The 14,139-nt window shown below is 65.3% G+C and carries 10 protein-coding genes and 1 pseudogene; 6 read left to right on the top strand and 5 right to left on the bottom strand.

Going from position 1 to position 14,139, the window contains the following annotated elements:
* Window positions 1-8: 8 nt before the first annotated feature.
* From BG90_RS17835 to BG90_RS37390, 4 genes and pseudogenes are all read right to left on the bottom strand, one after another.
* A complete protein-coding gene (locus BG90_RS17835; protein ID WP_010115695.1) occupies window positions 9-1,229 on the bottom strand; it encodes an HlyD/EmrA/EmrK family protein in 1,221 nt (406 codons plus the stop codon).
* Window positions 1,230-1,291: 62 nt separating this feature from the next.
* Window positions 1,292-2,788: an efflux transporter outer membrane subunit gene (locus tag BG90_RS17830; RefSeq protein ID WP_010115694.1), complete on the bottom strand. Its 1,497-nt coding sequence runs from the start codon at window positions 2,786-2,788 to the stop codon at window positions 1,292-1,294.
* Window positions 2,789-2,887: 99 nt separating this feature from the next.
* On the bottom strand, window positions 2,888-3,385 hold the full coding sequence (locus BG90_RS17825) for a MarR family winged helix-turn-helix transcriptional regulator (RefSeq protein WP_010115693.1): 498 nt from the start codon (window positions 3,383-3,385) through the stop codon (window positions 2,888-2,890).
* Between the two features lie 199 nt (window positions 3,386-3,584).
* Window positions 3,585-3,723, bottom strand: a pseudogene (locus tag BG90_RS37390) (pyridoxal-dependent decarboxylase).
* Between BG90_RS37390 and typA the strand changes: the two are divergent.
* From typA to BG90_RS17795, 6 genes are all read left to right on the top strand, one after another.
* Window positions 3,676-5,502: a translational GTPase TypA gene (gene typA, locus BG90_RS17820; RefSeq protein ID WP_010104085.1), complete on the top strand. Its 1,827-nt coding sequence runs from the start codon at window positions 3,676-3,678 to the stop codon at window positions 5,500-5,502. The pseudogene BG90_RS37390 and the gene typA sit on opposite strands and share 48 nt — an antisense overlap.
* A gap of 353 nt (window positions 5,503-5,855) precedes the next feature.
* A complete protein-coding gene (locus BG90_RS17815; RefSeq protein ID WP_010115692.1) occupies window positions 5,856-8,720 on the top strand; it encodes a 2-oxoglutarate dehydrogenase E1 component in 2,865 nt (954 codons plus the stop codon).
* 133 nt (window positions 8,721-8,853) lie between these two features.
* Complete coding sequence (gene odhB, locus BG90_RS17810; protein ID WP_038802575.1) at window positions 8,854-10,119, top strand: 2-oxoglutarate dehydrogenase complex dihydrolipoyllysine-residue succinyltransferase; 1,266 nt, start codon at window positions 8,854-8,856, stop codon at window positions 10,117-10,119.
* Window positions 10,120-10,215: 96 nt separating this feature from the next.
* Window positions 10,216-11,646 (top strand): dihydrolipoyl dehydrogenase, encoded by a 1,431-nt coding sequence (gene lpdA / locus BG90_RS17805; RefSeq protein WP_010115689.1) that lies wholly within the window; start codon window positions 10,216-10,218, stop codon window positions 11,644-11,646.
* A gap of 106 nt (window positions 11,647-11,752) precedes the next feature.
* Window positions 11,753-12,850, top strand: a complete 1,098-nt coding sequence (gene zapE, locus BG90_RS17800) for a cell division protein ZapE (RefSeq protein ID WP_025989834.1) — start codon at window positions 11,753-11,755, stop codon at window positions 12,848-12,850.
* 196 nt (window positions 12,851-13,046) lie between these two features.
* On the top strand, window positions 13,047-13,454 hold the full coding sequence (locus BG90_RS17795; RefSeq protein WP_010115687.1) for a transposase: 408 nt from the start codon (window positions 13,047-13,049) through the stop codon (window positions 13,452-13,454).
* Between the two features lie 138 nt (window positions 13,455-13,592).
* Here the strand turns inward: BG90_RS17795 and BG90_RS17790 are convergent, their stop codons facing one another.
* A complete protein-coding gene (locus BG90_RS17790) occupies window positions 13,593-14,057 on the bottom strand; it encodes a DUF2147 domain-containing protein (RefSeq protein WP_010115686.1) in 465 nt (154 codons plus the stop codon).
* Between the last annotated feature and the right edge of the window lie 82 nt (window positions 14,058-14,139).

The following is a 14,139-nucleotide window of genomic DNA, read 5'->3' as shown; positions in this document are numbered from 1 at the left end:
AATGGCGCTTACATCAGGTTCGACGTGCGGCCGGCGACCTTCGCGGCCGGCGTCGATCCGCTCGGGCCCCCCGAGTTCGCCGCGATGATGCGTGCGATTTCCGCAGTCGCTTCGTCGCCGTACTTCGCGAACACGTCGGTCTCGTAGACGGTGTTCCGCACGTTGCCGAGCTGGTTGCCGCTTTCGTCCTTGATGTCGACGTCGACTTGCATCGACAGGCCGATCCGCAGCGGATGGTCCTTCAGATCCTTCGGATCGATCTCGACGCGCACGGGCAGACGCTGGACGACCTTGATCCAGTTGCCCGTCGCGTTCTGCGCCGGCAGCAGCGAGAACGCGGCGCCCGTGCCGGCCGAGAAGCCGATCACCTTGCCGTGATACTTGATCGACGAGCCGTAGATGTCGGCCGTCAGCTCGACCGGCTGGCCGATCCGCATGTGCTTGAGCTGCACTTCCTTGAAATTCGCGTCGACCCACACGGCGGAGAGCGGCACGACCGACATCAGCGGCGTGCCCGGCGACACGCGCTGTCCGACCTGCACCGAGCGCTTCGCGACGTAGCCGGTGACAGGCGCGGGCAGCGTGTTGCGCGCGTTGCTCAGGTACGCGTCGCGGACCTTCGCGGCGGCGGCGAGCACATTCGGATGATCGGCGATCGTCGTGTTCGCGGTGAGCGCGCGATTCGACGCGAGCTGCTGCTTGGCGGTGTCGAGCGACGCCTGCGCGGCCTTCACCGCGTCGCGCGCATGCGAGATCTCTTCCTGCGACACGGCGCCCGTCTGCGCGACGGCGAGCCGGCGGCGCAGGTCGTCCTGCGCTTTCGACAGGTCCGACTGGCGCAGCGCGACCTGCGCGCGGTACTGGTCGTCGTTGACATAGAGGCCGCGCACCTGGCGCACCGTCTGAGCGAGGTTCGCCTCGGCCTGCTGCAGCGCGACCTGCGAATCGGCCGGATCGAGCACGACGAGCGGGTCGCCCGCCTTCACGGTCTGCGTGTCGTCCGCCTTCACCGCGATCACGGTGCCCGTCACCTGCGGCGTGATCTGCACGACGTTGCCGTTCACATATGCGTCGTCGGTGGATTCGTGGAAGCGTGCGACGAGCAGGTAATAGAGGCCGTACGCGATCGCGGCGATCGCGATCACCGCGACGAGCAGCGTCATCATCCGTTTGCGCTTGCCGTTGCTCTGCGGCTGCGCGGCCGCTGCGTTTTGTTGAGGGTCGCTCATGGCGAGTTTCTCCGTCTGCTATCTAAGGCGATTAAAGCAAGGGTCCGGATGTGTCCGGGAATTCAGTTCGACGCGTGCTGCGCGGAGGCGTCCGGCGCCGACGCGGGAGCCGGCGCGGCGAGCCGCGTGCCGGTCGCGTCGAAGCCGCCGCCGAGCGCCTTCACGAGGCCGATCTGCAGGTCGCGGCGGCGCATCTTCAGGTTCGTCACCGTCTGCTCGGCGACGAGCCGGTTGCTGTCCGCATTCAGTACCTGCAGTTGCGGCGACAGGCCCGCCTTGTAGCGGATCACCGCGAGCTCGTACGCGCGCGTCGACGCGTCGAGCGCGCGCTGCGCGTCGCCCATCTGCGTGTCGATCGAGCGGATCGACGCGACTTGCGTCGCGACGTCGTTCAGCGCATTGATCAGCGCCTGGTTGTAGTTCGCGACGGACAGGTCGAAGTCGGCGTAGCGGCCCTTCAACTGCGCGCGCAACGCGCCGCCGTCGAAGATCGGCAGATGGATCGCCGGGCCGAATTGCGCCTGGCGGCTCGCGAAGTTCAGGAATTTGCCCCAGCCGAACGCATCGAAGCCGAAGCCCGCCGCGAGGTTGATGTCCGGGAAGAACTCGGCTTTCGCTTCCTTCACGTCGTGCATCGCCGCCTCGACCTGCCAGCGCGCGGCGACGATATCCGGGCGGCGCGACACGAGATCGGCGGGCAGGTTCTCCGGCAGCGCGACCGCGGCGCCCGGGCTCAGCACGGGCGCCGCGATCCGCAGCCCGCGGTCGGGGCCCTTGCCGAGCAGCGCGGCGAGCTGATAGCGCACGTTCGTGATCTGGCCGTCGAGGTCGGACAGCGTCGACTGGCTCGTCGCGATGTTGCCGCGCGCGGTCTGGCGCTCGACGTTGGTGTCGAGACCCGCGCCGACGCGGCCGTCGGTGATCTTGCCGACCGTCTGCCGGTTCGAGATCTCGCGCTCGGCGATGTCGCGCAGCGCGTAGAGCTGCGCGAGCTGGTTGTAGGTGCGCGCGACCGACGTCGCGAGCGTCACGCGCGCCTGCTGCATGTCGGCTTCGGCGGCCTTTTCCTGCGACACGGCCGCATGGAGGCGCGCGCGGTTCTTGCCCCACAGGTCGAGCTCCCACGACGCGCTCGCGAGCGCGTTGTTCTCGCTGTACCACTGGCCGCCGAACGGCGGCGGGAAGAGGGCGTTGCCCGAATACAGCTCGCGGGTCCACGAATACTTCGCGTCCGCCTGCGGCAGGAGCGTCGAGCGCGACGATTCGATGTACGACGATGCCTTCGCGATCCGCGCCTGCGCCTGCGCGATCGTCGGATTGCCCTCGAGCGCCTCGTCGATCAGCTTCGGCAACTGCGGGTCGCCGAACTGGTTCGCCCAGTCGAGCGACGGCCACTGGCCGCCTTGCGCCGGCAGGCTCTGCGCGCTTTCGAACTGCGTCGCGGGCGCCATCGCCTTGTCGCTCTTGATGCCGAAATAGTTCGCGCATCCCGCGAGCGCGAGCGCGGCGACCGCGACGGCCGTGGCGGTCCGGCAGGCGGACAACGGGAAGGTTTTCATCGCTGGGTATCCTGACTCGGAATCTGACTCGGAATGAATAGTGGACACTGCAAGGATTTCCTTACATTTATCTGTCTAAATTACTTGTTGTGGCAATATTTACGATGAGCTGCCGCTCGCACCCGGACATTCGCCCGAATTGACGAGAATGCGACGCAGCATGCTCTTGAGGAAGCCGACTTCCTCGGGCGTGAAGCCGTCGAGCACCTGATCGAGCACGCTGCGGAAGATGGCCGGCATGCGCCTCGTGAGGTCGCGTCCCTCGTCGGTCAGCTCGAGCCGCACGACGCGCCGGTCCTCGCTGCTGCGCACCCGCTGCAACAGGCCGCGCTTCTCGACGCGATCGAGCAGGCGCGTGATCGCGCTCGCGTCGATGCCGTATTCGCGCGCGAGCTCGGCCGCCGTCGAGCATTTGCCGACGGCGAGCATGAACAGCATGGTCGCCTGCGTGCCGGTGATGCCGAGCTCCGTCTGCGTGCGCTGCGTGACCATGTTCGTCATCAGCGATTTCACGCGCGACATCAGATAGCCGACGCTGTCGTTGATCTGGTACAGGGACAGATCCAGATCATGCTGCGAAGAAGAGGGATCCGACATAAATTCTCTGAGGCTGCAATAGTTGACTAGGCAGCAGTATAGGCGCGATTAGTTGCTGCGGCAAATGTTAATTGAAGCTCGATTTGAATGCAGAACTGCAAAAATGGCCCTGACGCGAGTGGGCCCATCGGCGGCCGGGCGCATGGTGGCGCCGATGCCGCGCTGCAACGGAAGGCCCAGCCCGCGACATCTTGACGTGCTATAATTTGAGGCTTTCCAAGCTGCAAACTGCGCGCGCATCGGGCAACGGTGCGCGCGCGTTTGCGCGTTCCATCCGTTTTCAGGTTTCTATGACCCGCGCCCTTCGCAACATCGCCATCATCGCCCACGTCGACCACGGCAAGACGACGCTCGTCGACCAACTGCTTCGCCAGTCCGGCACCTTCCGCGAGAACCAGCAGGTCGCCGAGCGGGTGATGGATTCGAACGACATCGAAAAGGAGCGCGGGATCACGATTCTCGCGAAGAACTGCGCGGTCGAGTACGAAGGCACGCACATCAACATCGTCGACACGCCGGGACACGCGGACTTCGGCGGTGAAGTGGAGCGCGTGCTGTCGATGGTCGACTCGGTGCTGCTCCTCGTCGACGCGGTCGAAGGCCCGATGCCGCAGACCCGCTTCGTGACGAAGAAGGCGCTCGCGCTCGGTCTCAAGCCGATCGTCGTCGTCAACAAGATCGACCGTCCGGGCGCGCGGATCGACTGGGTGATCAACCAGACGTTCGACCTGTTCGACAAGCTCGGCGCGACCGAGGAGCAGCTCGACTTCCCGATCGTCTACGCGTCGGGCCTGAACGGCTACGCATCGCTCGATCCGGCCGCGCGCGACGGCGACATGCGCCCGCTGTTCGAGGCGATCCTCGAGCACGTGCCGGTGCGTCCGGCCGATCCGGAGGCGCCGCTGCAGCTGCAGATCACGTCGCTCGACTATTCGACGTACGTCGGCCGGATCGGCGTCGGCCGCATCACGCGCGGGCGCATCAAGCCCGGCATGCCGGTCGTGATGCGCTTCGGCCCGGAAGGCGACGTGCTGAGCCGCAAGATCAACCAGGTGCTGTCGTTCGAGGGCCTCGAGCGCGTGCAGGTCGAGTCGGCCGAGGCGGGCGACATCGTGCTCATCAACGGCATCGAGGACGTCGGCATCGGCGCGACGATCTGCGCGGCCGACACGCCTGAAGCGCTGCCGATGATCACCGTCGATGAGCCGACGCTGACGATGAACTTCCTCGTCAATTCGTCGCCGCTCGCTGGCCGCGAAGGCAAGTTCGTGACGAGCCGCCAGATCCGCGACCGCCTGATGAAGGAACTGAATCACAACGTCGCGCTGCGCGTGAAGGACACGGGCGACGAAACGGTGTTCGAAGTGTCGGGCCGCGGCGAGCTGCACCTGACGATCCTGGTCGAGAACATGCGCCGCGAAGGCTACGAGCTCGCGGTGTCGCGTCCGCGCGTCGTGATGCAGGAAATCGACGGCGTCAAGCACGAGCCGTACGAACTCCTGACGGTCGACCTCGAGGACGAGCACCAGGGCGGCGTGATGGAGGAGCTCGGCCGCCGCAAGGGCGAGATGCTCGACATGGTGTCGGACGGGCGCGGCCGCACGCGTCTCGAATACCGGATTCCGGCGCGCGGCCTGATCGGCTTCCAGGGCGAATTCCTGACGCTCACGCGCGGCACGGGCCTGATGAGCCACATCTTCGATGCGTACGCGCCGGTCAGGGAAGGCTCGGTCGGCGAGCGCCGCAACGGCGTGCTGATCTCGCAGGACGACGGCGCGGCGGTTGCCTATGCGCTGTGGAAGCTGCAGGATCGCGGCCGCATGTTCGTGAAGCCGGGCGACGCGCTCTATGAGGGCATGATCATCGGCATTCACAGCCGCGACAACGACCTGGTCGTCAACCCGATCAAGGGCAAGCAGCTGACCAACGTGCGCGCGTCGGGCACCGACGAAGCGGTGCGCCTCGTGCCGCCGATCCAGATGTCGCTCGAATACGCGGTCGAGTTCATCGATGACGACGAGCTCGTCGAAGTGACGCCGCAGTCGATCCGCCTGCGCAAGCGTCACCTGAAGGAGCACGAGCGTCGCCGCGCGAGCCGCGAGGCCGAGGCCGGCTGAGCGTTCGCCGGGCGTTGCCCGCGCGTCGCGCCGCCTTCCGCGACGCATCGAAAAGCCGCCTTCGGGCGGCTTTTTCACATGCGCGGAAAGAGGGTGGGCGCGCCGTTTGAAAAACAGTGTTGCAAGCCGCCGCAGGAATGATCGCGAACCGCGCGAAAGCCCGCCGGGACGGGCTTTCAGGGCGCTATCGCCGCGCTCGCCGCAGGGCTTTCTGTGATATGCTGCGCGCACGCAAGTTTTAGGTCCTTCCAAGCAAGACTTGATTCGCGCAATCCGCTAAACGGTCAGGCCGTGTCGCGGAAGGTTGAGCAACCCGCTATTTCTCGAGAAGCTCGAAGAAAGGTGAGCGTCAAATGTCAGATGTAATGAAGCAGTTCCAGCTGAACTCGTATTTGTTCGGCGGCAACGCTTCGTATGTTGAAGAACTATACGAAGCCTATTTGGATAATCCGGCGTCGGTGCCGGAAAACTGGCGCGAATATTTCGACGCACTGCAGAACGTTCCCGCGACCGACGGTTCCAACGCGAGCGACGTGGCCCACAATCCGATCGTCGAGTCGTTCGCGCAGCGCGCGAAAGCCAACGCTTTCATCCCGCGCGAAAGCGGCAGCAACCTCGCTACCGCCCGCAAGCAAGTTCACGTTCAGTCGCTCATCAGCGCTTATCGCTTCCTCGGCTCGCAATGGGCCAATCTCGATCCCCTGAAGCGCCGCGAGCGTCCCGCGATTCCCGAGCTGGAACCCGCGTTCTACGATTTCTCCGAAGCCGACCTCGACCAGACGTTCAGCGCGAGCAACCTGTATTTCGGTTTCGAGCAGGCATCGCTGCGCGACATCGTCAAGGGTCTGCGCGACACGTATTGCGGCACGATCGGCGCCGAGTTCATGTACATCGGCGATCCGGAGCAGAAGCGCTGGTGGCAGGATCGTCTCGAGACGATCCGCGCGACGCCGAATTTCTCGGCCGACAAGAAGAAGCACATCCTGAACCGCCTGACGGCCGCCGAAGGCCTCGAGCGCTACCTGCACACGAAGTACGTCGGCCAGAAGCGCTTCTCGCTCGAAGGCGGCGAGAGCTTCATCGCGTCGATGGACGAAGTCGTCCAGCACGCGGGCTCGAAGGGCGTGCAGGAAATCGTCATCGGCATGGCGCACCGCGGCCGTCTGAACGTGCTCGTGAACACGCTCGGCAAGATGCCGGCCGATCTCTTCGCCGAATTCGAAGGCAAGCACGTCGACGACCTGCCGGCAGGCGACGTGAAGTATCACAAGGGCTTCTCGTCGGACGTCTCGACGGAAGGCGGCCCGGTCCACCTGTCGCTCGCGTTCAACCCGTCGCACCTCGAAATCGTCAACCCGGTGGTCGAGGGTTCCGCGAAGGCGCGGATGGACCGCCGCGGCGACGCAGACGGCCTGCAGGTGCTGCCCGTGCAGATCCACGGCGACGCGGCGTTCGCGGGCCAGGGCGTCGTGATGGAAACGCTGAACCTCGCGCAGACGCGCGGCTACGGCACGCACGGCACGCTGCACATCGTCATCAACAACCAGATCGGCTTCACGACGTCGGACCCGCGCGACTCGCGCTCGACGCTGTACTGTACCGACGTCGTCAAGATGATCGAGGCGCCGGTGCTGCACGTGAACGGCGACGATCCGGAAGCGGTCGTGCTCGCGACGCAGATCGCGATCGACTACCGGATGCAGTTCCACAAGGATGTCGTGATCGACATCGTCTGCTTCCGCAAGCTCGGCCACAACGAGCAGGACACGCCGGCCGTCACGCAGCCGCTGATGTACAAGAAGATCGCGCAGCACCCGGGCACCCGTGCGCTGTATGCGGAGAAGCTCGTCCAGCAGGGCGTGATCACGGCTGAAGAAGGCGACGGCTTCGTGAAGGCGTACCGCAAGGCGATGGACGACGGCCATCACACGGTCGATCCGGTGCTGTCGAACTACAAGAGCAAGTACGCGGTCGACTGGATGCCGTTCCTGAACCGCAAGTGGACCGACGCGGCCGACACCGCGGTGCCGCTCGCCGAGCTGAAGCGCCTCGGCGAGCGCATCACGACGGTGCCCGAGAACTTCAAGGTCCACCCGCTCGTCGAGCGCGTGATCAACGACCGTCGCGCGATGGCGCGCGGCGATCAGCCGCTCGACTGGGGCATGGGCGAGCACCTCGCGTTCGCATCGCTCGTCGCGTCGGGCTACGCCGTGCGACTGACCGGCCAGGACTCGGGCCGCGGCACGTTCACGCACCGTCACGCGGTGCTGCACGACCAGAACCGCGAGCGCTGGAACGACGGCACCTACGTGCCGCTGCAGAACATCGCCGAAGGCCAGGCGAAGTTCACGGTGATCGACTCGGTGCTGTCGGAAGAGGCGGTGCTGGGCTTCGAATACGGCTACTCGACCGCCGAGCCGAACACGCTCGTCGCGTGGGAAGCGCAGTTCGGCGACTTCGTCAACGGCGCGCAGGTCGTGATCGACCAGTTCATCTCGTCGGGCGAAGTGAAGTGGGGCCGCGTGTCGGGCCTGACGATGCTGCTGCCGCACGGCTACGAAGGCCAGGGTCCGGAGCACTCGTCGACTCGCATCGAGCGTTTCCTGCAGCTCTGCGCGGATCACAACATGCAAGTGGTGCAGCCGACGACGCCGGCACAGATTTTCCATCTGCTGCGCCGTCAGATGATCCGCCTGTTCCGCAAGCCGCTCGTCGTGGCGACGCCGAAGTCGCTGCTGCGCCACAAGGAGGCGGTGTCGGACCTGTCGGAGCTGGCGAAGGGTTCGTTCCAGCCGGTGCTGGGCGAAGTCGACGGCGGCATCGACGCGAAGAAGGTCAAGCGCGTGCTGGTCTGCTCGGGCCGCGTGTACTACGACCTCGTTGCGCATCGCCGCGAAGCGAAGGCGAACGATGTCGCGATCGTCCGGATCGAGCAGCTCTATCCGTTCGCGCACAAGCAGTTCGAAGCGGAGATGAAGAAGTTCGAGAACGCGACGGAAGTGGTCTGGGTGCAGGACGAGCCGCAAAATCAGGGGCCGTGGTTCTACGTCGAACACCACCTGAAGGAAGGCATGAAGGAAGGGCAGAAGCTCGCGTACAGCGGCCGCCCGGCTTCCGCCTCGCCGGCCGTCGGCTATTACGCGAAGCACTACGAGCAGCAGAAGGCCCTCATCGAAGGCGCATTCGGCCGCTTGAAGAGCGCATCGATCGCGAAATAAAGAGACGTAGCGAAGCGGGAAGGCGCGGTGCGCTTTCCCGCGCGCGTTCGATCGCAGGCGCCGCGCGCCGCGATTCCCGACCGCGCATGCAGACGTCTCGTCGTTACCCAGATTAAGCATCCAGGAAATTCAAATGGCTATCGTAGAAGTCAAAGTCCCCCAGCTCTCCGAATCGGTTTCGGAAGCGACCATGCTGCAGTGGAAGAAGAAGCCCGGCGAAGCCGTCGCGCAAGACGAAATCCTGATCGAGCTCGAGACCGACAAGGTCGTCCTCGAAGTGCCGGCGCCCGCCGCGGGCGTGCTCGCGCAAGTGCTGCAGAACGACGGTGACACGGTCGTCGCCGACCAGCTGATCGCGACGATCGACACCGAAGCGAAGGCGGGCGCCGCCGCCGCCGCGGCAGGCGCCGCCGAAGTCCAGCCGGCCGCCGCGCCCGCGCCCGCCGCGCAACCCGCCGCTGCCGCTGCGTCGAGCGCGGCTTCCGCCTCGCCCGCCGCGTCGAAGCTGATGGCGGAGAAGGGTCTCGCCGCCGGCGACGTCGCCGGCTCGGGCCGCGACGGCCGCATCACGAAGGGCGACGTGCTGTCCGCGGGCGGCGCGCCGAAGGCCGCGCCGGCCGCCGCGCCGGCGAAGGCCGCCGCGAAGCCGGCGCTGCCGGAGGTTAAGGTGCCGGCGTCGGCGACGACGTGGCTCAACGACCGTCCGGAACAGCGCGTGCCGATGTCGCGTCTGCGTGCGCGCATCGCCGAGCGTCTGCTCGAGTCGCAGCAGACGAACGCGATCCTGACGACGTTCAACGAAGTGAACATGCAGCCCGTCATGGACCTGCGTGCGAAGTACAAGGACAAGTTCGAGAAGGAGCACGGCGTGAAGCTCGGCTTCATGTCGTTCTTCGTGAAGGCCGCGGTCCACGCGCTGAAGAAGTTCCCGCTCGTGAACGCGTCGATCGACGGCAACGACATCGTCTACCACGGCTACTTCGACATCGGCATCGCGGTCGGTTCGCCGCGCGGCCTCGTCGTGCCGATCCTGCGCAACGCGGATCAGCTGAGCCTCGCCGAGATCGAGAAGAAGATCGCCGAATTCGGCCAGAAGGCGAAGGACGGCAAGCTGTCGATCGACGAAATGACGGGCGGTACGTTCTCGATCTCGAACGGCGGCGTGTTCGGCTCGATGCTGTCGACCCCGATCATCAACCCGCCGCAGTCGGCCATCCTCGGCGTGCATGCGACGAAGGAGCGCCCGGTCGTCGAGAACGGCCAGATCGTGATCCGTCCGATCAACTATCTCGCGCTGTCGTACGACCACCGGATCATCGATGGCCGCGAAGCGGTGCTGTCGCTCGTCGCGATGAAGGACGCGCTCGAAGATCCGGCGCGCCTGCTGCTCGACCTGTAAGCACGCTTTTCCCGCATCGAACCGCTGCGGCGGGCCGCGCGGGCGCTCCTTTCCGGGCGCCCGTTCGGCGCGCCGCAGCCAAATCAAAGGATTGTCATGTCGAAGGAATTTGACGTCGTCGTGATCGGCGCCGGCCCTGGCGGCTACATCGCCGCGATCCGCGCCGCTCAGTTGGGCAAAACGGTTGCCTGTATCGAAAAATGGAAGAACCCGGCGGGCGCGCTGAAGTTGGGCGGCACGTGCCTGAACGTCGGCTGCATCCCGTCGAAGGCGCTCCTCGCCTCGTCGGAAGAGTTCGAGAAGGCGTCGCATCACCTCGCCGACCACGGCATCAGCGTCGGCGACGTGAAGATGGACGTCGCGAAGATGATCGGCCGCAAGGATGCGATCGTCGAGAAGATGACGGGCGGGATCGAATTCCTGTTCAAGAAGAACAAGATCACGTGGCTGAAGGGCCACGGCAAGTTCACCGGCAAGACCGACGCCGGCGTGCAGATCGAAGTGAGCGGCGAAGGCGAAACCGAAGTCGTCACCGCGAAGAACGTGATCATCGCGACGGGCTCGAAGGCGCGCCATCTGCCGAACGTGCCGGTCGACAACAAGATCGTCGCGGACAACGAAGGCGCGCTGACGTTCGACACGGTGCCGAAGAAGCTCGCCGTGATCGGCGCGGGCGTGATCGGCCTCGAGCTCGGCTCGGTGTGGCGCCGCCTCGGCGCCGAAGTGACGGTGCTCGAAGCGCTGCCGGCGTTCCTCGGCGCGGCCGACGAAGCGCTCGCGAAGGAAGCGGCGAAGCTGTTCAAGAAGCAAGGCCTCGACATCAACCTCGGTGTGAAGATCGCCGAAGTGAAGACGGGCGCGAACGGCGTGTCGATCGCATACACCGACAAGGACGGCAACGCGAAGACGCTCGAAGCGGATCGCCTGATCGTATCGATCGGCCGCATGCCGAACACCGACAATCTCGGCCTCGAGGCGATCGGCCTGAAGGCGAACGAGCGCGGCTTCATCGACGTCGACGACCACTGCCGCACCGCGGTGCCGAACGTCTACGCGATCGGCGACGTCGTGCGCGGCCCGATGCTCGCGCACAAGGCGGAAGACGAAGGCGTGCTCGTCGCGGAAGTGATCGACGGCCAGAAGCCGCACATCGACTACAACTGCATTCCGTGGGTGATCTACACCGAGCCGGAAATCGCGTGGGTCGGCAAGACCGAGCAGCAGCTGAAGGCGGAAGGCCGCGAGATCAAGTCGGGCAAGTTCCCGTTCTCGATCAACGGCCGCGCGCTCGGCATGGGCCGTTCGGACGGTTTCGTGAAGATGATCGCCGACGCGAAGACGGACGAGCTGCTCGGCGTGCACGTGATCTCGCCGAATGCGTCGGACCTGATCGCCGAAGCCGTGGTCGCGATGGAATTCAAGGCGGCGTCGGAAGACATCGCCCGAATCTGCCATCCGCATCCGTCGTTGTCCGAAGTGATGCGCGAAGCGGCGCTCGCCGTCGACAAGCGCTCGCTCAACAGCTAAGCGCGAAAACGCAGCACCGCGCGCCGGCCTTCGCGGCCGGCGCCGCAGTTTCTCGGCGAAGGCGGGCGGGTTTTCCCGCTCGCCTTCGTTTTTGCCGGTTTGCATGATGAACGTCACCGAATACTACGAGCACGAGCTGAAGACGCGCGGCTATCAGTCCGATGCCGCGCAGCGCGCCGCGGTCGAACGCCTGCAGCGCTGTTATGGCGAATGGGCTGCCTACAAGGCGCGTCGCTCGAATGCGTTCAAGAAACTCGTCATTCGCCCGGATCTGCCGCGCGGCGTCTATATGTGGGGCGGCGTCGGGCGCGGCAAGAGTTTCCTGATGGACAGCTTCTATGCGGTCGTGCCGGTGCAGCGCAAGACGCGGCTGCATTTCCACGAGTTCATGCGCGAAGTGCATCGCGAGCTCGAGGAGCTGAAAGGGCAGGCCGATCCGCTCGACGAACTCGCGCGCCGCATCGCGAAGCGCTATCGGCTCATCTGCTTCGACGAATTCCACGTGTCGGACATCGCCGACGCGATGATCCTGTATCGGCTGCTCGACCGGCTGTTCTCGAACGGCGTGCAGTTCGTGATGACGTCCAATTACGATCCGGACGATCTGTACCCCGACGGATTGCATCGCGACCGCATGCTGCCCGCGATCGCGCTCCTGAAGGACAAGCTCGACGTGCTGAACGTCGACGCAGGCGTCGACTACCGGCAGCGCACGCTCACGCAGGTGCGGATGTATCACACGCCGCTCGGCGCGGAAGCCGATCGCGCGCTGCGCCATGCGTTCGCGCAGCTCGCCGCGGTGCCCGACGAGAGCCCGATCCTGCACATCGAAAAGCGCGAGATCAAGGCGCTGCGCCGCGCGGACGGCGTCGTCTGGTTCGATTTCGCGACGCTCTGCGGCGGCCCGCGCTCGCAGAACGACTACCTCGAGCTCGCGAGCCGCTTCCATGCGATCGTGCTGTCGGAGGTGCCGCAGATGTCGCCGCGGATGGCGTCCGAGGCGCGCCGCTTCACGTGGCTCATCGACGTGCTGTACGACCACAAGGTGAAGCTGCTGATGTCGGCCGCGGTGCCCGCGGAAGATCTGTACGTCGAAGGGCCGATGGCGAACGAATTCAGCCGGACGGTCTCGCGCATCGTCGAGATGCAGTCGAAGGAGTATCTCGAGACGCCGCGGCGCCTGATCGACACGTCGCTGACCTGATCCGACCCGACGGGCCGGCGGCCGCGTATTGCGCGGTGCGAACCCCTAACGACCCGACCCGAATTCGAAAAAGCGCGCCAGACGGTTAACTTCGGTTAATTCGGTATTAACTATTCTTAAATCGGCGCGCGCGTCGTATCCAATGCCGATTCGTCTCGATATCGTTGCGTCATGTTCTTCACGAACGGAGAGACACATGACGCCGTATCGCGATATTAATGACGAGGAGTGGCAGCGCGTCGCTCCGCTGCTGCCCGAGCTGCGTCCGCGCAAGGAATTGCGCGGCAGACCGCTCGCGGATACGCGCGCGGTGCTGAACGGCGTGCTGTGGGTGATCTACAGCGGTGCGAACTGGTCGGCGATGCCGCGCCGTTTTCCCGCGTATCAGACGTGTCACCGACGCTTCAAGGCGTGGCACGAGTCCGGCGCGTTGAAGCGCGTGCTGGTCGAGCTGTTCGGCGCGGAGAGCGACGATCTGTGCGAGCTGATGGCGATGCGCATGCGCACGCATACGCGCTCGAAAGCGGCGGAAGCGCGCAGCGGCGGAGCATCGACGACGTCGACCGCGCCTTGTCACGATCACGCGCTCGAGCACGTGATCTGACGCGACGCGCGCGGCGTATCGCGCGCATGAAAAAACCGGCCTGGCGCAAACGCACAGGCCGGTTTTGTTTTGCCGCCGGCGTTCGCGAAACGCGCAACGCGAGCGGCGGCAAGCCGCGCCAGTCGACGTCAAACGGGCTTATTGCGCGGCACGCATCCAGGTCTGCGAGCGACCGAGCAGCGACACGCCGATGTAGCCGCGCACGACGAGCTTCTGGCCGCCTTCCTCGAGCTTCATCTTGCACTTGTAGACCTTGCCGTTTTCCGGGTCGAGGATGTTGCCGCCGTCCCAGCCGTCGCCTTCCTTCTTCATCGCCTTGATGATCGTCATGCCCTTGATCAGCTGATCCTTGCGTTCGTCGGTGCACGCGGTGCAGCGGCGATCCGGCGTGTCGTTCTCGCCGAGGCCCTTGAGGACCTTGCCCGACAGTTCGCCGCTCGAGTCTGCGCTGATTTGCACGAGCGCCTTCGGCTTGCCCGTGTGGTCGTCGATCGTCTGCCACGTGCCGATCGGGCTGTCCGCTTGAGCGAATGCGCTCGCAGCGCATGCGAGGAGCGCGCCTGCAACGGTGATCGAGCGCAGTGAACGGGTCATTTGAAACATGTCTTCCTCCGTGGATCGCACAATGTCTTTTTCATCGGGCTCGCGGGCCGTTTGCGTCGAACGGCGATGCATGCGAGCTTTG

Source organism: Burkholderia oklahomensis C6786 (genome assembly GCF_000959365.1).
GTDB lineage: Bacteria > Pseudomonadota > Gammaproteobacteria > Burkholderiales > Burkholderiaceae > Burkholderia > Burkholderia oklahomensis.
The sequence above is the reverse complement of the archived record's forward strand: the minus strand, read 5'-3'. Positions and strand labels throughout refer to the sequence as shown.